The organism is Clostridium prolinivorans (assembly GCF_004011155.1).
GTDB lineage: Bacteria > Bacillota > Clostridia > Clostridiales > Clostridiaceae > Clostridium_AT > Clostridium_AT prolinivorans.
In genome coordinates this window covers 235,435-255,223 of record NZ_RJWG01000002.1, presented here as the reverse complement: position 1 = coordinate 255,223, position 19,789 = coordinate 235,435, and the positions used below count along the sequence as shown (strand labels likewise).

Annotated in this window: 19 protein-coding genes and 12 tRNA genes; 28 read left to right on the top strand and 3 right to left on the bottom strand. The window is 26.3% G+C overall.

Going from position 1 to position 19,789, the window contains the following annotated elements:
* Window positions 1–165 precede the first annotated feature (165 nt).
* Complete coding sequence (locus EGD97_RS03950; protein WP_164850155.1) at window positions 166–1,713, top strand: peptide ABC transporter substrate-binding protein; 1,548 nt, start codon at window positions 166–168, stop codon at window positions 1,711–1,713.
* A 395-nt stretch (window positions 1,714–2,108) separates the two neighbouring features.
* On the opposite strand, the gene EGD97_RS03945 is transcribed toward EGD97_RS03950, so the two are convergent.
* Window positions 2,109–2,276 (bottom strand): hydroxymyristoyl-ACP dehydratase, encoded by a 168-nt coding sequence (locus EGD97_RS03945; protein WP_127836524.1) that lies wholly within the window; start codon window positions 2,274–2,276, stop codon window positions 2,109–2,111.
* Between the two features lie 126 nt (window positions 2,277–2,402).
* A complete protein-coding gene (locus EGD97_RS03940; RefSeq protein WP_228201967.1) occupies window positions 2,403–3,806 on the bottom strand; it encodes a hypothetical protein in 1,404 nt (467 codons plus the stop codon).
* Between the two features lie 83 nt (window positions 3,807–3,889).
* Between EGD97_RS03940 and EGD97_RS03935 the strand changes: the two genes are divergently transcribed.
* The 26 genes from EGD97_RS03935 to EGD97_RS03810 all read left to right on the top strand — a co-directional run bounded on the left by EGD97_RS03935 (window position 3,890) and on the right by EGD97_RS03810 (window position 17,404).
* Window positions 3,890–4,891, top strand: coding sequence for an AIR synthase family protein (locus tag EGD97_RS03935; RefSeq protein WP_078681995.1), 1,002 nt, complete (start codon window positions 3,890–3,892; stop codon window positions 4,889–4,891).
* A 45-nt stretch (window positions 4,892–4,936) separates the two neighbouring features.
* Window positions 4,937–5,686, top strand: coding sequence for a ribonuclease PH (rph, locus tag EGD97_RS03930; RefSeq protein ID WP_078681994.1), 750 nt, complete (start codon window positions 4,937–4,939; stop codon window positions 5,684–5,686).
* Complete coding sequence (locus tag EGD97_RS03925) at window positions 5,683–6,282, top strand: XTP/dITP diphosphatase (protein WP_078681993.1); 600 nt, start codon at window positions 5,683–5,685, stop codon at window positions 6,280–6,282. The genes rph and EGD97_RS03925 overlap by 4 nt, the downstream gene beginning before the upstream one ends.
* Before the next feature lie 23 nt (window positions 6,283–6,305).
* Window positions 6,306–6,776, top strand: a complete 471-nt coding sequence (locus tag EGD97_RS03920; RefSeq protein WP_078681992.1) for a metallophosphoesterase — start codon at window positions 6,306–6,308, stop codon at window positions 6,774–6,776.
* Window positions 6,777–6,867: 91 nt separating this feature from the next.
* Window positions 6,868–6,943 (top strand) — tRNA-Pro (locus tag EGD97_RS03915).
* 33 nt (window positions 6,944–6,976) lie between these two features.
* Window positions 6,977–7,050: transfer RNA gene (locus EGD97_RS03910), tRNA-Gly, on the top strand.
* A gap of 5 nt (window positions 7,051–7,055) precedes the next feature.
* Window positions 7,056–7,132 (top strand) — tRNA-Arg (locus EGD97_RS03905).
* Between the two features lie 5 nt (window positions 7,133–7,137).
* Window positions 7,138–7,213, top strand: a tRNA-Lys gene (locus tag EGD97_RS03900).
* Between the two features lie 5 nt (window positions 7,214–7,218).
* Window positions 7,219–7,294 (top strand) — tRNA-His (locus tag EGD97_RS03895).
* 10 nt (window positions 7,295–7,304) lie between these two features.
* Window positions 7,305–7,379 (top strand) — tRNA-Gln (locus tag EGD97_RS03890).
* A gap of 5 nt (window positions 7,380–7,384) precedes the next feature.
* Window positions 7,385–7,460: transfer RNA gene (locus EGD97_RS03885), tRNA-Lys, on the top strand.
* Between the two features lie 8 nt (window positions 7,461–7,468).
* Window positions 7,469–7,552: transfer RNA gene (locus EGD97_RS03880), tRNA-Leu, on the top strand.
* Between the two features lie 6 nt (window positions 7,553–7,558).
* A tRNA-Gly gene (locus EGD97_RS03875) sits at window positions 7,559–7,633 on the top strand.
* 4 nt (window positions 7,634–7,637) lie between these two features.
* A tRNA-Gly gene (locus EGD97_RS03870) sits at window positions 7,638–7,712 on the top strand.
* 4 nt (window positions 7,713–7,716) lie between these two features.
* Window positions 7,717–7,790: transfer RNA gene (locus tag EGD97_RS03865), tRNA-Gly, on the top strand.
* Window positions 7,791–7,814: 24 nt separating this feature from the next.
* Window positions 7,815–7,891: transfer RNA gene (locus EGD97_RS03860), tRNA-Arg, on the top strand.
* Window positions 7,892–8,075: 184 nt separating this feature from the next.
* The gene (locus EGD97_RS03855) at window positions 8,076–8,273 is read left to right on the top strand and encodes an alpha/beta-type small acid-soluble spore protein (RefSeq protein ID WP_127836523.1); all 198 of its coding nucleotides are present in this window, start codon (window positions 8,076–8,078) and stop codon (window positions 8,271–8,273) included.
* Between the two features lie 142 nt (window positions 8,274–8,415).
* Window positions 8,416–8,721, top strand: coding sequence for a hypothetical protein (locus EGD97_RS03850; RefSeq protein WP_078682504.1), 306 nt, complete (start codon window positions 8,416–8,418; stop codon window positions 8,719–8,721).
* A gap of 223 nt (window positions 8,722–8,944) precedes the next feature.
* Window positions 8,945–10,093 (top strand): AlbA family DNA-binding domain-containing protein, encoded by a 1,149-nt coding sequence (locus tag EGD97_RS03845; protein WP_078682503.1) that lies wholly within the window; start codon window positions 8,945–8,947, stop codon window positions 10,091–10,093.
* 106 nt (window positions 10,094–10,199) lie between these two features.
* Window positions 10,200–10,610 carry a hypothetical protein gene (locus tag EGD97_RS03840; protein ID WP_078682502.1) on the top strand — a complete coding sequence of 137 codons (411 nt, stop codon included), beginning with the start codon at window positions 10,200–10,202 and terminating at the stop codon, window positions 10,608–10,610.
* Window positions 10,611–10,847: 237 nt separating this feature from the next.
* Window positions 10,848–12,068 carry a tyrosine--tRNA ligase gene (gene tyrS / locus EGD97_RS03835; protein WP_127836522.1) on the top strand — a complete coding sequence of 407 codons (1,221 nt, stop codon included), beginning with the start codon at window positions 10,848–10,850 and terminating at the stop codon, window positions 12,066–12,068.
* Window positions 12,069–12,183: 115 nt separating this feature from the next.
* Window positions 12,184–13,518, top strand: a complete 1,335-nt coding sequence (locus tag EGD97_RS03830) for a hypothetical protein (protein WP_127836521.1) — start codon at window positions 12,184–12,186, stop codon at window positions 13,516–13,518.
* Window positions 13,519–13,563: 45 nt separating this feature from the next.
* Window positions 13,564–13,821 (top strand): EscU/YscU/HrcU family type III secretion system export apparatus switch protein, encoded by a 258-nt coding sequence (locus EGD97_RS03825; protein WP_127836520.1) that lies wholly within the window; start codon window positions 13,564–13,566, stop codon window positions 13,819–13,821.
* Window positions 13,822–13,834: 13 nt separating this feature from the next.
* The gene (locus EGD97_RS03820) at window positions 13,835–14,521 is read left to right on the top strand and encodes a metallophosphoesterase (protein WP_078682498.1); all 687 of its coding nucleotides are present in this window, start codon (window positions 13,835–13,837) and stop codon (window positions 14,519–14,521) included.
* 118 nt (window positions 14,522–14,639) lie between these two features.
* Entirely contained in the window at window positions 14,640–14,927 is a 288-nt protein-coding gene (locus EGD97_RS03815) for an ArsR/SmtB family transcription factor (protein ID WP_078682497.1), read from the top strand.
* 2 nt (window positions 14,928–14,929) lie between these two features.
* Window positions 14,930–17,404, top strand: coding sequence for a CoA-disulfide reductase (locus tag EGD97_RS03810; protein WP_127836519.1), 2,475 nt, complete (start codon window positions 14,930–14,932; stop codon window positions 17,402–17,404).
* 249 nt (window positions 17,405–17,653) lie between these two features.
* Here EGD97_RS03810 and EGD97_RS03805 read toward each other — a convergent pair whose 3' ends face one another.
* The gene (locus EGD97_RS03805) at window positions 17,654–18,658 is read right to left on the bottom strand and encodes a methyl-accepting chemotaxis protein (protein ID WP_078682495.1); all 1,005 of its coding nucleotides are present in this window, start codon (window positions 18,656–18,658) and stop codon (window positions 17,654–17,656) included.
* 328 nt (window positions 18,659–18,986) lie between these two features.
* Between EGD97_RS03805 and EGD97_RS03800 the strand changes: the two genes are divergently transcribed.
* A complete protein-coding gene (locus EGD97_RS03800) occupies window positions 18,987–19,775 on the top strand; it encodes a GTP pyrophosphokinase (protein WP_078682494.1) in 789 nt (262 codons plus the stop codon).
* The last annotated feature ends 14 nt before the right edge of the window (window positions 19,776–19,789 follow it).

Below are 19,789 nucleotides of genomic sequence, written 5' to 3'. Positions count from 1 at the left end.
TTATTATTTTGCTAGGCTTATTAAATTTTAAAGCTTTGGACATCTAAAATTTTTATTTAAATTTTATAAGTATATATTCATAGATACTAATTTGATTAAATTTATATAATAATGGCTAAAATTAAAATATATAATTTAAAAAGCTACAGTTGGGGGAATAAACTTATGAAAAAATATGTTTTATGCTTAATTATATTTATGATGTTATTTTTTAATGGTTGTATTGAAAAGAAAACAAATGCATCTTTTAAAGATAGTAGTAGAGTCAATAATTATTTAATTTATGATTTAGGAGATATTCCTAAAGATTTAATTCAGTTAAATGAAAACAATATAAGAGAAATGGATTTAATTTTGGCTGTATTTGAAGGTTTAGTTAAAGTAGATGAAAATGGGGAAATTGTTCCAGGTATTGCAAAAGATTGGATTATTAGTGAAGATGGTATAACATATACATTTAATCTTAGAGAAAATGCTAAATGGAGCGATGGCACAAAAATAAAAGCTGAAGATTTTGTCAATTTTTTTAAAGAATTTTTAAATCCTAATAGAGAAAACATATATGCATATCAGTTATATTCTATATTTGGTGCAGAAGAATATAATAAAGGCAAAAAAAATTTCGATAATGTTGCTATAAAAGCACAAGATGAGAAAACTCTTCAAATAAGATTAAATTCTCCTACAAGTTATTTTTTAGAAATCTTAAGTCAGCCTATATACACACTTAGAGAAATGGATAAAGGACTTGAAAAATTTAGAGAAAATTATAAAAATATTAAATATACTGGCCCATTTAAAATAGATGATATATCTTTAAATGATGAAATTACACTTTTAAAAAATGGCAATTATTATGAACCTTATTTTGTAAAAAGTGAAAAAATATACATAAATTCAAGTAAAAGTAGTGAAAGTGCTTTAGCAAGTTTTAAAAATTCAAATATTAATATTTTTATGGATCCACCTATTAATGAAATTAAAAATCTTATTATAGATGAAGAAGCAGAAGTTATACCAATTAATAAAGGGTCTAGTATTAATTTTAATTTAAAAAGTAAGAGTATTATAAAAGAAAATGATTTTAGAAAAGCAGTATTATCTTCTATTGATAAGAAAAATTTAGTTGAAAAAACTTTAAATGGAATGGTTGTAGAGGCAAATTCTTATATACCTTTTAATGATAAAAATAATAAAATTTTAGATAAAGAAATTAATAAAAATGAAGATTATGATAAAAGTACAAGTTTAAAATTAATTTATTTAAATAGTATTGAAAATAAAAAGGTATGTGAAGCTATAGCTAAAAATATAAAAGATAAATTAGGATTAAATGTAAAATGTATTGGATATAATGAAGATCAATTTTTAGAAAATATAAAAATAGGAGATTATGATATGGTAAAAGTAGATTATTCTTTACTTTATAAAGATCCTCTTTCAGTTTTTGAACCTTGGACTTCAAGTTCAAAGTATAATTTATTTGGATATAATAATAGTGAATTTGACAAATTAATATTTAAAGCTAAATTTGAAAAAGATAAAAATATAAGAAAAGGAACAATAGAACAAATAGAAAAAATATTCATTAACGATACTCCTAGCATACCTCTATATTTTTATAACGCTGTACTATGTAGAAAAAATAATGTAAAAGGAGTATATGTAACTTCAGAAGGTAATGTTAAATTTGACAGAGCTTATATAGAATAAATACATTTTATAATATGATTAATGCAGGCAAAAAGTTTATGGAAATTTTAGCTGATGCATAATTGTTAGAGAATTTTGATGTTGATATGTATTTTAGATTGGTAGAGAAGATGATGATGTGTGAAGGTGAGAAGATAATAGTTAGCTTGCTTGATGGAAGGGAGCTTTAAGTAAATAAATCAAAGTAAAAATGATAAAATGAGAATAGAATTGAAAAAATGAGCACATTTGTATTAAACAGAAAGAATGAACTACAATTACAATACAGTTATGAGGATATTGAAATTTACAGATAATCATAATATCTAACAAAATAAAAAAATACTATGCTGTGCAAAATAGATTATGCACAGCATAAGTTTAGAAAACATATTTATTGTAGATTTAATTATAAACTAGATTTTATTTTGCAATACTCCTGCTTTATTTATAGATTCTTTTAAAACAAAATAAGGACAATTATTTGTAAGATTTAATAAATTTGTTGAAGTTGAAATATAATTAAGTGAGCATTTCCCGTTTACACAATAGGTACAGTTTTCCAAACAGCTTATGTTTGTCATAACAGCATCACTCCACTTATCTATATTATTTTTAATTATTTATAGTTTGTTCTTAATAGTGTTTTTTATGTTACGTAAAATTAGTGTTTAAATGTTAAAACCACTAAATATTTGTATAATATAAACTTATAAATTATTTTCGTTAAATATTTTAGTAATATAAATTATAAGAAAAAATATAAATAAATTTTTAGAACTATCAAAAGTAGTTTTGCCTTGAGAGAAACTGCCTTTTTTCTTATTATAAGTAATATTTTTTATAAAAATTGGAGGAAGTTCACAAATTTCAGGGCTTGGAACAAAAGACATTCTAAAAAATTGTTCATCAAGTAAATTTTCAGCTTTTGCAGAAAAATTTTCGTACCTTTCTACATCATCTAAATTAGGACTTTGAGGCCAGCTTAAAATAAGTTCTGAATCTATAATCTGACGTTTAAAAATATCTATTATAATCATATCGCTGTCTTTGCTTTTTTCAATTAAATTATTATAACATAACATAGAAATAAGATAAGACAAAATTTCTAAACATCCATAAGATATTTCTTTTTTTTCACAAGGTTTTATAAATATTCCAAGTTCGGGATCGTACATATCTAATAAAACTTTAAATATTTCTTCACTTATGTCTTTAAATTTAAGTATATTTGTACTTTTATAAAAAAGAATAGAGTTTATCAATGTTAAACAGATTTCTTCTATTTTAATATCTGATTTACTTGAAAAATCATTATCTTCAATTAAAAATTCCATTAAATCCAGAAGAAGTATTTTTACTTCTGGAATATTTGAATATTTATAAAACACATTAAAAGCGAAACATAACTTTATAAGTTCTTCTCTAGAGCAAAGGTACAATTCATCTTTATATTCTAAAAACATTTTTAAAATATCCATTGAAAAGTTTCTATATTCTTCTCCACATTTAGTTTTATCAAATAAGGAATATTTATAAAAAGCTGTCATTTGAATAGCCTGATCAGAATATTTGAATTTTTTATTTTTTTCTTCAAATTTAAAATCAGAATTTAAGTTATGAGATACATTCTTTTTATCTACAAATACTCCTTCTATGTTCCTAAAATTAGTTGCATAAAATTCCAACTGCCTTTTGCATAATATTAAGTATAAATTACTTAAAGAGTATTTTTTATTATCTATATCTTTAAATTGATTATAATACTCTATAAGTTCAAGTAAACATAAAGTCATAAATCCATTACTTTCAATATTTATTTCTTTTTTTAAAGCATCTTCATCAAAGCAAAGATTATTACCAATGCTTATAAGTTTAGGATGAGCCTTTTTGTATATACACAAAAGTGGAGAAATAGAGTTAATTATGTTATTATCAATATTAGGAAAGTTTCTGCTTTTTAATTCACTTTGAGGAATAGTTATACCGCATCTAGAGGTTAAAGTTAAGTACTTTATAGCTTCTTTTGAAAGATAAAATAGTTGTTTTTCAACTTGGTTACTTTTTAAAGAGTTTATTCTTAGAAAAGGTCCTATATAATTCAAAATATACACCACCAAAAAATTAATCCTTATATAAATAATATGAAGTGAGTTTTAAAATTGTGCTTGTCCGCTTTATAAGAAAGGAGATTTTTATGAAATCAGGTAAATTAAACTGGGATGATTTAAATAAAATTATAAAAAATAATAGAAGTGTTAATAGAAAAGAAGTTAAGGTAAGACCTGGTATAGGTGAAGATTGCAGTATAATAGATTTTGGAGATTATGAATGTGCATTATCTACAGATCCTATAACTGGTACTGAAAGAAATATAGGCAAATTAGCAGTTCATATAAATTGCAATGATATAGCTTCAACAGGTATAGAACCATTAGGAATACTTGTAACAATACTTGCTCCAGAGGGAACAGATATTGAACAAATTGATTCAATTATGAAAGAGATAGACGAAGAAACAAAAAAATTAAATGTAGAAATATTAGGAGGACATACTGAAATAACTAAAGCTGTTAATAAAATTATAGTTTCATGTACTGCAATTGGTAAGGGTAAAAATAATACAGCTATTTCTACATCAGGAGCTAAAATTGGAGATGATATTATAGTAACTAAATCCATAGGTATGGAGGGCACATATATAGTAGTAAATGATTATTTTGAATACATAAAGGATCTATTGTCTTTTAAAGAAATTATAGAAGTTAAAGAATATATTAATAAGATAAGTGTAGTAAAAGAAGGAGTTATAGCTGGTAAGTTTGGGGTAAATTCTATGCATGATATAACTGAAGGGGGAGTACTTGGTGCTCTTTGGGAAATGGCAAAGGCTAGTTTAGTAGGATTTAAAGTTTATAAAGAAAAAATGCCTATAAGTACTTCAACTTATAAAATATGTAATAAATTTGATGTAAATCCTTTAAGATTGATATCTTCAGGAAGTATGCTTATTACAACTAAAGATGGTGCAGCTCTTATAGAAAAATTTAAAGAAAATGGAATTAACGCTTCTATAATAGGTAAAGTTACTAAAGAAAAAGGTATACTTGTAGAAAACAATGTTGAAATTGAGGTTGAACCTCCAGAAAGAGATGAATTATTTATTATAAACGAAAAAATTAATAAGTTTGGTATATAATGATTAATATATAATTATAGTCTATGAATTTTAAAGGAGGAAAAAATGCGTATAGATGGAAGAAAAAATGATCAGTTAAGGCCTGTTAAAATAACTAGGAATTACATAAAACATGCAGAAGGATCTGTACTTATTGAAGTAGGGGACACAAAGGTAATATGTACTGCTTCTATAGAAGATAAAGTTCCACCATTTTTAAAAGGTAAGGGAGAGGGCTGGATTACTTGCGAATACAGCATGCTTCCACGTTCTACGCAAGTTAGAAAATTAAGAGATATATCTAAATTAAAAATAGATGGAAGAACTATGGAAATACAAAGGCTTATAGGAAGAGCACTTAGATCCGTTGTAGATTTAAAAGCTATAGGAGAAAAAACTATATGGATAGACTGTGATGTTATACAAGCTGATGGAGGTACAAGGACTTCTTCTATAACAGGTGCATTTGTGGCTTTGGTAGATGCTGTAAATAAGCTTCATAGAGAAAAACCTTTTGATGTTTATCCTATTAGAAATTTTGTAAGTGCTGTTAGTGTAGGAATTATTAAAGATATGAAATTATTAGATCTATGTTATTTAGAAGACTCTAATGCTAAAGTAGATATGAATATAGTTATGACTGATGAAGGAGAGTTTATTGAAATTCAAGGTACAGGAGAAGAAAGCCCTTTTTCAAGAAAAGACTTGGATGAACTTCTTGCTTTAGGAGAAAAAGGTATAAAACAAATTATTCAGATACAAAAGGATATTTTAAAAACAGATTGTTTATGGATAGGGACTGGTGAGAATAAATGAAGAAACTTATAATTGCAAGTAATAATGAACATAAAATTAAAGAAATAAAAGCTATTTTATCTGAGTTTCCTATAGATATAATTTCATTAAAAGAAGCAGGAATTAACATAGATATAGAAGAAGATGGGACTACATTTATAGAAAATGCATATAAAAAAGCAAGTGAAATATTTAAAATTAAAAAAGACTGTATGGTTTTATCTGATGATTCAGGACTTTCAGTTGATGCTTTAGGAGGAGCTCCTGGAGTTTATTCTGCAAGATTTGCAGGAGAACATGGAAATGATGAAAAAAATAATAAAAAGTTGTTATCACTTCTTAAAGGCAAATCTTTTGATGAAAGAAAAGCAAAATTTATAAGTGCTATTGTACTTATTATAGATGAAAATACCGTTATAAAAGTTCAAGGAGAAGTTGAAGGATATATAAAAGAAGAACCTGCAGGGGAGAAAGGTTTTGGATACGACCCATTATTTTATTTTCCTAAATTAAATAAAACTTTTGCTCAAATGAGTGAAGAAGAGAAAAATTCAGTAAGTCATAGAGCTAAAGCACTTAGAAAATTACAAGAAGAATTAAGAAAGTATTATAAATAAAATAAAAGGTAGGGAAGTATTAAATGCAAATAGCAGTAATAAGTGATACTCACAGAAATACATACGAATTAAAAAAATTGAAAAATATAGTAAAAAATATAGATATAATAATACATCTTGGAGATAATGTAGATGATGTAAATATTCTTAAAGATGGATTTAATGGTAAAATTATCAATGTAAGAGGAAATTGTGATTTTGTAACTTCTGTACCTGTAGAAATATTAGAAGAAATAGAAGGTAAAAAAATATTTATTACTCATGGACATAAATATAATGTAAAATATGGGCTTACAAATTTAAAATATAGAGCAGAAGAATTAGAAGCAGACATAGTTTTATTTGGGCATACACATGAATCACTTGTGGAATATGAAAAAGGAATATGGTTTATAAATCCTGGAAGTGCTTCTCTTCCACGTGATTTTTGTAAAAGTATAGCAATCTTAACAATTGAGAATAATAAAATAGATGTAAATTTGAAAAAACTATAACAAAAAAATTTAAAATAACTATTGACGAATTTAAATATATCGTGTAGAATAATCTATGTCGTCGGGAGTTCGGCAATAACTTCCACGATAACGGGGTGTGGCGCAGATGGGAGCGCGCGTGGTTTGGGACCATGAGGTCGCAGGTTCAATCCCTGTCACCCCGACCAAAAAAGTTAGAAATAACTTTTTTTATTTTACATGCGGGTGTAACTCAATGGTAGAGTTCCAGCCTTCCAAGCTGGCTACGAGGGTTCGATTCCCTTCACCCGCTCCAAATATGCGGCTTTAGCTCAGTTGGATAGAGCAACTGCCTTCTAAGCAGTGGGCCAGGGGTTCAAATCCCTTAAGTCGCACCAATTATGCACCATTAGCTCAGTTGGTAGAGCAACTGACTCTTAATCAGTGGGCCCCGGGTTCGAGTCCCTGATGGTGCACCAAAATGGTGAATGTAGTTCAGTTGGTAGAGCACCAGATTGTGGCTCTGGGTGTCGTGGGTTCGAGTCCCATCATTCACCCCATAAGTGATAATGGGATGTCGCCAAGCGGTAAGGCACAGGACTTTGACTCCTGTATTCGTAGGTTCGAATCCTGCCATCCCAGCCAAAGATGGTTCACTAGCTCAGTCGGTAGAGCACATGACTTTTAATCATGGTGTCCGGGGTTCGATTCCCCGGTGAGCCACCAAAATATATGCAGATGTGGCGGAATTGGCAGACGCACTAGACTTAGGATCTAGCGCCAACGGCGTGGGGGTTCGACTCCCTTCATCTGCACCAAATTTTGCGGGAGTGACTCAATGGTAGAGTGTCACCTTGCCAAGGTGAAAGTTGCGGGTTCGAATCCCGTCTTCCGCTCCAATACGCGGGTGTAACTCAATGGTAGAGTGTCACCTTGCCAAGGTGAAAGTTGCGGGTTCGAATCCCGTCTTCCGCTCCAATATGCGGGTGTAACTCAATGGTAGAGTTCCAGCCTTCCAAGCTGGCTACGAGGGTTCGATTCCCTTCACCCGCTCCATTTTTTTATTTTTGGCTTATTTAAGCGCCCATAGCTCAGCTGGATAGAGTGGTGGACTTCGAATCCAACGGTCGCAGGTTCAACTCCTGTTGGGCGCACCACTAAAAAGACTTTTCAAATTTTGAAAGGTCTTTTTTTTATTTTATTTTTATTCCTTATAATACCATATAATCCATAATTATATCATTTCATCCTTTAGTTTCATAGGATAGTTATTTATATTTGACATATACTTATATTACAACCATAGGACAAGAAAAAATTTAAATTAAGGAGGAATTTTTTATGGCAAATAATAATAACAAAACTTTAGTTCCACAAGCTAAAGAAGGATTAAACAGATTTAAAATGGAAGCTGCATCAGAAGTTGGTGTTAATCTTAAAGAAGGTTACAATGGAGATTTAACTGCTAGAGAAGCTGGATCAGTAGGCGGACAAATGGTTAAAAAAATGATTGAAGCTTACGAACAAGGACTAAAATAGAACATATAAAAAAGAACCTCAGGATGTCCTGAGGTTTTTTATTTAGCTTAATATATTTTAAAAATATAGAAATAATAAATATTAACATAAAAATTTATATCAAAATATAATTATAAAATTTTTATATTAAGGAGGATTTAATATGTTTAATAATTTTACTTCAGGTAACAATAACTTTTTCCCAATATTTATAAATAGAAGAGATTTTGATAATGGAGGGAAATTATATCATGATAGCTATGAAGTTTATGTAAACAATGATTATGTTGGAAGAAAAACATTAATAGCTGAAAGTGAAAGTGTTGATGATATAAAAAATCATCTAAAATCAGAAGGATTTCAAGATTTTAATACTAATTTGAAAGGGAATCACCTTATAATAACTTCAAATTCTGATGAGGCTTATAATATAAAGAAAAATTTAAATGTATATTTAAATGTAAGATAAATACATTAACAAATAAAAAGCATAGGTTGATATTAATACAATAATACAACTTGTGCTTTTTAACTTTTTGAATTATTATTTTAATAAACTATATTTAGTATTTATGTTTTATATAAATAAATAAATATAAATAATTATTTAAATATTTGTCTGTACTTTTATTTGTATATAATAATATAATATATAATAAAGCAATAATATATAAAGAATAAGGTTGTAGGTTATGGATAAAAAGAAGTTAAAATATTTAATTAATAAAAATGAAGGATTAAAATTAGATTTTAAACAAAAATTGGAATTAAATACAGAGAGCGGGAAAAAAGAATTAGCAAAAGATGTTTGTGCTATAGCAAATTCAAAAGGTGGAAGAGGATATATTATAATTGGTGTTGAAGATAAAACAAAGAAAATAATTGGAATAGAAGATAATGATTATAAAGAAGAACAAATAATGCAGATTATAAGTTCAAGATGTGAACCTCCTATACCAATTCTATATGAAACTATTTATTATAATGGAAAAACTTTAGGCGTGATTACAATATATGATGGAGATCAAAAGCCATATCAATTAAAAGAAAATGGAGCTTTTTATATAAGAAGGGGTTCAACTACAGATGTAATGAGAAAGCAAGAAATAGCTTCAGTCCTTCAGGAAAATTTATCATTAAATATTGAGTTGTGTCCAATTATAAATAGCTCTATTGATTGTATAGATACAGAACTTGTAGATAAATATTTTTCATTTCATAGAATTGAATCAAAAGAAGAAAATAGAATTATTCTTATGGAAAATGCATCTATAATAAAATTTAATAAAGATTTAGAAAAATATGTAGTAACCCTTGGAGGTATTTTAGTTTTTTCAAAAATTAATTTTTTATATCTTCCTCACAATGTAGTAAGAATAATAAACAAAATAAATAGTAAAGAAAATGAAATTATATTAGTAAATGGTGATTTGCTATCCATATTAGATAAATGTGAAATAATTTTAAAAAAAATATTACCTGAAAATTATCCAATAGAAGCAGTATATGAGGGTATAAAAAATGCAGTTTTTTATAGAGATTACACTATATTTAATAAAGAAATTGAAGTTGTAATTGGAAATGAAAATGTAAGTGTTATTAGTCCTGGCATTTTACTTAAAAATACAAATATAAGCGAAAATAATTACTTAAGAAGGAATATGTGGATATATGAAAAATTGTTAGCTCTTGATGACAAAAGTAGATTTATAAAAGCTCAAAGAGGCTTTACAAAAATGAAAATAGCTTTTAAAAATATAGGTAATGTAAAATTTATTAATAGTATTAATGGAGATTTTTTCAAAGTTATTTATCCTGGACCCAATAAAGTAAAAAGTTAACAATTTGTTAAGAAATATTATACAATAGGAATATTGAATAAATATTCTGAATATTATATAATGAAGGAAATAGCACCTAAAAAATAATTTAGAGGGGTGGTCAATTGTGATTCATGTATTTTATCAAAAAAGAGGTACAGGAAAGACAAAAGCTTTGATTAATATGGCAAATGAAAAGGTTTTGAATTCTAAAGGTCATATTGTTTTTATTGATGATGACAAAAGAAATTTATTTCAACTTCATAGAAGTGTTAGGCTTATTTCAACTGAAGATTACAAATTAAAAGATTATAATTGTTTTTATGGATTTTTGTGCGGCATACTTTCGGAAGACTATGATATTGATACCATTTTTATTGATGGATTGTCTAATATTGTCTGCGGAAACTTAAGTAATGCAGCACATTTATTTTTTGATTTAGATAAATTATCCAAGGAAAATAATATTGAATTTTATATAAATATTAATAGTGAAGAAAATGAAATACCTGAATTTATAAAAAAATATGTAGCATAAAGCTAAAAAAGCTGCACTAAATTTTAGTGCAGCTTTTATCTTTTAGAATATTAGCACCAGTTTTATTAGTGCTTTTTTAATTATTTTTGTACAGTTATCAAGAGAAATTATTGTATATTAGGATATTATATAAATCAATTGTAATTAAAAATACAATAAAATATTGATAAAATATTGTTTTAACTATATACTAAAAAGAAAGGGCTTTTAACAAAGGATGATAAAGGAGACGATTTTATGGGAAATGTATTAGATACATTAATAGAACGTGGGTTTTTAAAACAATTTACCCATGAAAACGAGATAAGAGAACTTCTTGAAAAAGAAAAAATAACATTTTATATAGGTTTTGATCCAACTGCAGATAGTCTACATGTTGGACATTTTATTGCTATGATGATGATGGCACATATGCAGAGAGCTGGACATAGGCCTATTGCATTACTTGGTGGTGGAACAGCTATGGTAGGAGATCCATCTGGTAAAACTGACATGAGAAAAATGCTTACAAAAGAAGAAATTGCTCATAATGTAGAGTGTATAAAAAAACAGATGGAAAGATTTATAGATTTTAGCGATGGTAAGGCAATTTTAGTAAATAATGCAGAATGGCTTTTAAATTTAAATTATATTGATTTTTTAAGAGAAATAGGTGTTCATTTTTCAGTAAATAGAATGCTTACTGCAGAATGTTTTAAACAAAGACTTGAAAAAGGCTTATCATTTTTAGAGTTTAATTATATGCTTATGCAGGGATATGATTTTCTTGAATTAAATAGAAGATATGGTTGTATTATGCAGCTAGGTGGAGATGATCAGTGGTCTAATATGCTGGCAGGAGCTGATTTAATAAGAAGAAAAGAAAATAAGCCTGCATATGCAATGACTTGTACTCTTTTAACTAACAGTGAAGGAAAAAAGATGGGTAAAACTGAAAATGGAGCATTATGGCTTGACAAAGAAAAAACTTCACCTTATGATTTTTATCAATATTGGAGAAATGTAGATGACGCTGATGTTGAAAAATGTCTTGCTCTTTTAACTTTTATTCCTATGGATGAAGTTAAAAGGTTAGGGTCTCTTAAAGATGCTCAAATAAATGAAGCTAAAAAAGTGCTTGCCTTTGAGGTTACAAAACTTGTTCATGGAGAAGAAGAAGCAATTAAAGCACAATCTGCAGCTGAAGCTTTATTTTCTAGTAGTGGAGATATGAGTAATGTTCCTACAACAGTAATACATAGTGATAAATTAGGTTCTAATATTTTAGATATTCTTTTAGAAGCAAAAATAATTCCATCCAAGGGAGAAGGCAGAAGACTTATACAGCAGGGAGGATTAAGTATAAATAACGAAAAAGTTACAGATATTAACATGATTATAACAAAAGAATATTTTAAAGATGGAGCTATGATTGTTAGAAGGGGAAAGAAGAATTTTAATAGAATAACAATAGAATAATAGAATTAATATGCCAGTTTTATGATAAAAACTTATTTATCATATAGCTGGCATTATTAAGGTTGAAATAAATTATACGATAATTAAATATATATATATTAAAGGTGGTGAAATTATGGCAGGTATAGTCAGCATAATAAGTGCTTATAATGTAAATACCAAAAAAATTTCTGATAAGCTTATTTTCGAAGTTGGTCAAATATTTCCAGCTAAAATAATTAAATCAAATGATTCTAATAAAGAAGTTATATTACAGCTTGCAAATGGATGGCAAATTCCTGCTAAATTTGAAAAACCACTAAATTTTATACCAGAAGGATTGATGAAATTTCAAGTAGAAAATTTTAAAGATGGGAAACTTCAGGTAAAAATAACAGATAATAAGAAAAAGGAAAATATTAAAGAAAATTATATAAAAGAATTTATTTTTGATGATAAAGAAAATATTAATAAAGAAGATTATGAAATATTAAATAAAATGATTAAACATAATATGCCTATTACAAATGAAAATATATCTAAAATAAAGAGTATAATAGATTTTAAAAATAAAATAGAAAATGATAATAAAAAAGAAGAATTGTTTATAGAAAAGTATATAAAAAGTAAGAATATAGACTTAAGTAGTGAAAATGGTAAATATATAAAAAAAATAATAAAAGGATTTTTAAAAGAATTTAAAAATTTAAATACTGATGATATATTTACTATGATTGAAAACAATATAGATTTAAATGAAGATAATATTAAAAGTTTTTTAAAATTATCTAAAGAGGATAATACTATATATAAAGAACTTAAAAATTTAAATTTAAAATATGAAGAAAGTTATATATATAATAAAAATGATTTTTTAAATAATGAATTAAAAAATCTATCAGAAATTAAATATAAAGAATTAGATTTTTTAGTAAAAGAACAGATAAAAAATAAAACTGAAGAAATGAAAAATGCAATACAAAATATTATAAAAGATATAGAAAGTTATAATAATGATAAATTCAATAAAATAAGCGATATTGTAAAAGAATATATTAATGACTTTAAAGTATTTAACTCAATAAGCAGTCAATATTATTATTTAAATGTCCCTATAAATTTAAATAAATATGAATACAATTGTAAGCTTTTAATAAAAGATGACAGAAAGTCAGGTAAAAAAATTGATTCTCAAAATGTGAATATAGCTGTTAGTGTGAAAACTTCTTATATAGGTATTGTAGATGCTTATATTAAGGTTAGAGAAAATAATATGCATATAGATATAAAATGTGGTGAAAAATGGATTCATATTTTAGATTCAAGAAAAGATAAATTATTAGAAAATTTATCAAATATAAGCTATAATGTATCTTTAAATTTTGATAAAAGAAATACTGAAGTTAATATTTCAAATTTTAGTGATATATTTAATGATAATTATTTAGAAGGAATAAATATAATAGTTTAAATATTAAATAAGAAATTTAAAATAAGAAATATGTGTGGAGTTGTTATGAAAAATATAAAAAAAGCAGCAGCTTTAAAATATGATAAAACTTATGAAGCACCTATAGTTACAGCGGCAGGGATGGGACATATTGCAGATAAAATTATAGAAAAAGCTAAAGACAGCAAGGTACCTGTAATATATAATAAAGAAATGGCAGAACTTTTAACTAATGTAGATATAGGTTCGGAAATACCTTCTGAATTATATGATGCTGTGGCTAAAATAATTGCATATATAATTGATAATGACAAAAAAGAATAGAAGGAGTAAATTTATGAGCCTTTTTGCTATATCTGATTTACATTTGGCATTTAGTACGGATAAACCTATGAATATTTTTGGAGAACATTGGTATAAACATGAAGAAAAAATAAAAACTAATTGGATAGAAAAAATTACAGACACTGATACTGTTTTAGTATCAGGAGATATTTCTTGGTCTATGAAAATGGAAGAAGGTCTAAAGGATTTAGAATGGATTCACAATCTTCCAGGGAAAAAAATATTTATAAAAGGAAATCATGATTATTGGTGGCAAAGTATATCTAAGCTTAATTCTCTTTATGATGATATGAAATTTATACAAAATAATTATTTTTTATATGAAAATTATGCTATTTGTGGAACAAGAGGATGGATATGTCCTGGAGGAGAGAATTTTACTCAAAGGGATGAAAAAATATTTAATAGAGAGTTAATAAGATTAAGACTTTCTTTAGATGCTGCAATGAAAGATGGATATAAAAAATATATAGTAATGCTTCATTATCCTCCTACAAATGAAAAATTTCAAGAAACAGAATTTATTAAAATTTTTAAAGAGTATAAAGTAGATAAGGTTATATATGGACATCTTCATGGACCTTCATTAAAAAAAGTTTTTGAAGGGCAAATAGATGATATAGAATATATATTAACTTCTGCAGATTATATAAATTTTAATCCCATTAAAATACTATAAAATGGGATTTTTTATTGACTTATATATTATTATATCGTAATATATAGATATAATAATTTGCAGAAAAGGTGTTTAAAAATTTGTAGTTTAATTAACAATATGTAAAGAGGTAATATTTATGGATAAAGATTATAGAAAGTATAATGAAGTTTCTGAATTATTAAAAGTATTGGCTCATCCTGTAAGATTATGCATAGTTAAAGGTCTTTTAGAGAAAGGTAAATGCAATGTAACTTATATGCAAAATTGTTTGGATATGCCTCAATCAACTATATCACAACATATTCAAAAACTTAAAAGTGCAAAAATAATAGAAGGGGAGAGAAATGGACTTGAGATAAATTACAAAGTTTGTGATGAAAGAGTAGAAAAATTAATTGAACTTTTGTTAAAGGAGGAAGATTAAAAATGTCAAAAAAAGTTATTATTGTTGGTGGAGTTGCAGGGGGAGCTTCTGCAGCTGCAAGACTTAGAAGATTAGATGAAAATATAGAAATTATTATGTTTGAAAGAGATGAATATATATCTTTTGCAAATTGTGGACTTCCATACTATATAGGTGGAACCATAAAAGAGCGAGAAAAACTTTTAGTTCAAACTCCAGAAGCTATGAAATCTAGATTTAATATAGATGTAAGAGTTAATAGTGAAGTAATTAAAATAAACCCAAATGAGAAAACTGTTAAAGTTAAAAGTAAGGAAAAAGGAATTTATGAAGAAAGTTATGACTATTTAATACTTTCTCCAGGAGCAAAAGCTTTAAGACCTAATATAGAAGGAATTGATAATGATAAAATTTTTACATTAAGAAATATTCCAGATACAGATAAAATAAAAGCTTATGTTGATAGAAATGATACAAAATCTGCCGTGGTTATAGGCGGAGGTTATGTTGGGGTTGAAATGGCTGAAAATTTAAAAGAAAGAGGACTTGATGTTACTTTAGTTGAAGCAGCTCCACATATATTAGCACCATTTGATTCTGATATGGCAGTTATAGCAGAAAAAGAACTTATTGATCATGGAATAAAGCTTATATTAGAGGATGGAGTTAAATCTTTTAAAGATGAAAATGATAAAGTAAGTGTTATTTTAAATAGCGGTAAAAGTATTTCTACTAACATGGTTATACTTTCAATAGGAGTTTTACCAGATACACAATTTGCAAAAGAGGCAGGAATTGAAGTTGGACCTCGTGGACATATAATAGTAAATGAAAAGATGCAGACTAATATAGAAAATATTTACGCAGTTGGAGATGCTATAGAAGTTGTAGATTTTATTACAAAACAAAAGACAGCAGTTCCTTTAGCAGGGCCTGCAAATAAGCAGGGAAGAATTGCTGCAGACAATATTGCAGGATTAAATTCAACTTATAAAGGAACACAAGGAACATCAGTAATTAAAGTTTTTGATTTAACAGCTGCAAGTACTGGAAATAACGAAAGAAATTTAAAGAAAGCAAATATACCATATAAGGCTATTTTTGTTCATCCAAATTCTCATGCTTCATATTATCCTGGTGCTACTCAAATGACAATAAAACTTATTTTTAATGATGAAGGTAAAATTTTGGGCGCACAGGCAATAGGTTATGATGGTGTAGAAAAAAGAATAGATGTTATTGCTACGGTTATAAGACTAGGTGGAACAGTATATGATTTAGCAGAGTTAGAATTAAGTTATGCGCCTCCTTTTTCATCAGCAAAAGATCCAGTTAATATGGCTGGTTTTGTAGCACAAAATGTATTAGAAGGTAAAATGCACTTGGCTACACTTGAAGATTTAGAAAATATTGATTTAGATAAAACTATACTTTTAGATGTAAGGACTGAAATTGAGTTTAATAATGGACATATAGATGGAGCTATAAATATACCAGTAGATGAATTAAGAAACAGGTTAAATGAATTAGATAAAAATAAAGAAATATTAGAATATTGTCAAGTTGGCCTAAGAGGATATATTGCCGATAGAATTTTAACTCAAAATGGATTTAAAGTAAAAAATTTAACAGGCGGATACAAATCTTATTCTCTTTTAAATTATAAAGAAATGAATGAAAACAATGAAAATGGTGGAAATAATATGAAAATAGATCCAGAAACTCAAACTATTAAAAAAGAAGAAAGAGCAAAAGATGCTTTTGATAAAAGTTTAGATGCCTGTGGACTTTGCTGTCCTGGACCATTAATGCAAGTAAAAATGTATATTGATGATATGAAAAATGGAGAAATTTTAAAGGTAACAGCATCTGATCCCGGATTTTATGAAGATATAAAAGCATGGTGTAAAAGAACTAACAATGAATTAATAGATTTAAATAAAAAAGGTGGTACTATAACTGCTTTTATTAAAAAAGGAATTGAAAAATTATCAAATAATGCTAATGTAATTATGAATAATGAAGTAAAAGACAATAAAACTATGATTATATTTAGTGGAGATTTGGATAAAGCTATAGCTTCATTTATAATTGCCAATGGGGCTGCTTCTATGGGTAAAAAAGTTACAATGTTTTTCACATTTTGGGGACTAAATATATTAAGAAAGCCTGAAAAAGTAAAAGTAAATAAAGGATTTATTGATAAAATGTTTGGTTTTATGATGCCAAGAGGAAGTAAAAAACTTAAACTTTCCAAAATGAACATGATGGGTATGGGAGGAAAGATGATAAGGAAAGTTATGAAGGATAAAAATGTTGCATCATTAGAAGAATTAATTCAATCTGCTATAAATAGCGGAGTTGAAATAGTAGCATGTCAAATGTCTATGGATATTATGGGAATAAAAAAAGAAGAACTTATTGACGGTGTTAAAATTGCTGGAGTTGGATACTATTTAGGAGAAGCAGAAGACTCTAATGTAAATCTATTTATATAAAATATAAGTAATTTATAAAAAATGAATGATGTATTATATTATTAGTTAGAATTAATAAAACCATGCATAAAAAATTTTTTATGCATGGTTTTTAAATTTAAGATAGTATATGATTATCTCTCAAAAGTATTTTTGTTAAATATTGACTGCATAGATGTAATAGAAATTTAGAAATACTATAAATTATATAGTGGAAATTAATCTATAACTTATTGTGAGTTAATCAGTATATATTTTATAAAAAAGTTTTTAATTATGTAAATTTTCAATAATTTTATTTAAATCGTCAATATTGTTTTTGATATTTTCAAATATAGGGAATTGATATTCAATTGAAGATGAAATTTCTTGTGATAATGAAGAAGTAGTTTCAGCTAATTCAGAAAGTTCTTCTACTTTAGATATAATTTCATTTTTCTTATCTGAAGTTCCTACTAAATTAGTAATACTATTATCAATTTCTAAAGCAGCTTCATCAATAGAATCTTTTATTTTAACAAAAGTATCTTTGGTTAATTTTATTGTACCATTTTGATTTTCTAAAGAATTATGAAATTCGGTCATAGCTTTAGAAGTATTCATTATATCAAGCTTAATTTCTTCTAATATCTTAGTTATATTTAAAACAGCTAATTTTGAATTTTCAGCTAATTTTCTAACTTCATCAGCTACTACAGAAAAACCTCTTCCTGCTTCTCCAGCACGAGCGGCTTCTATTGCTGCATTTAAAGCTAAAAGATTAGTTTGACTTGCTATTTGGCTTATAGAATCGGTTATTGTATTTACTGATTCTATTTTTGAAACTAAATCTATTACTGTAGATGCAGATGTTTTAAAAGAACTTTGGAGGTCAACTATAGATGAATCTAAACTTTCTATGTTTTTTAATCCTTCTTCAGCCATAGAATTAGTATCTAAAACTTTTATTTGGACGTTTGTTATACCAATTGCCATATTTTCCATATCTGAATTAAAATTTTTTAAAATAGATAAAGTATTTAATATGTCGTTATTTTGTTTTACATTTGATGCACAAATTTCATTTATAGATTCTTTTATATTATGGTTTACTTCTAACATATTATTAGAATTTTCTAAAATTGTTCTAACTTTATTTTTTAAAATTTCATAATTACTATCATTTTCAGTATAATTAGATTTATTTATTTCTTCTGTGGAATGAGTTGATGTTTCATAATTATTTTCATAAATAGTATTATTTTTTTTAGCACTTTTTTTTCTGAGTTTAAGCATTAAAAATCCCCCTCTTAAATTTTATGAACATAAAATTTACATCCTTTGTTTAAATTTATTTTAATTTATATTATAAATATCGTAAAATTTAAATCTTTCTTAACATTAAAACATATTTTGTTTCCATATTTTTTATTTTATAATTATTATAAAGCAAAATCATAATTATATCAAAATAATTTTATATTGAGCAAATATATTAAAAAATATGTTGCTAGTTTATTTACCAGTATATATTTATATTAAATGCTATATTAACAATATTTGTATTATAGTAAAATTTATTGTATCATATATTGTGAAAATTAATTGTAAAGGATGAAATATTATGGCAATTAAGGAATGGAAGACTTTTTTAATACCATATGAACAAGCTGTAGAAGAGCTTAAAATAAAATTTAGAAGTATAAGAACAGAATATAGAAGAAAAAATGAATATTCACCTATAGAATTTGTAACAGGAAGGGTTAAAGAAATTTCGAGTATTTTAGAAAAAGCAAATAAATTTAATATACCTCTTGATAGAATAGAATACGAAATTGAAGACATAGCTGGAATTAGAATTATGTGTCAATTTGTAGATGATGTTCAAAGAGTAGTTGAACTTATAAGAAATAGAAAAGATATGCAAATTATGTATGAAAAAGATTATGTTACAAATTATAAAGAAAGCGGTTATAGAAGTTATCATGTAATAATTAAATATCCCGTTAATCTAGCAGAAGGTCAAAAGGATATTTTGGCTGAATTTCAAATAAGAACTTTGGCTATGAATTTTTGGGCTACTATAGAACATTCATTAAATTATAAGTATAAACATGAAATACCAGCAAATATAAAAGAAAAACTTAAGCATGCAGCAGATGCTGCATTTAAGCTTGATGAGCTAATGCTTGAGATTAAAGATGAAATAAAAGATGCACAGCTTTTATTTGAAGTTAAATCAAGTTTAATTTCAAATATTATGAACAATATAATAACATTATCTTCTATGGGGAAAATGTCTGAATCTATAAGATTTCAAATTCAGCTTAATAAGCTTATAGAAGAAGGAGAAGTTTATGATTTAAATAATCTTCTTGATGCAACGGAAAAAACTTTAAATAAATATAAATAAAATAATCCCGAGAC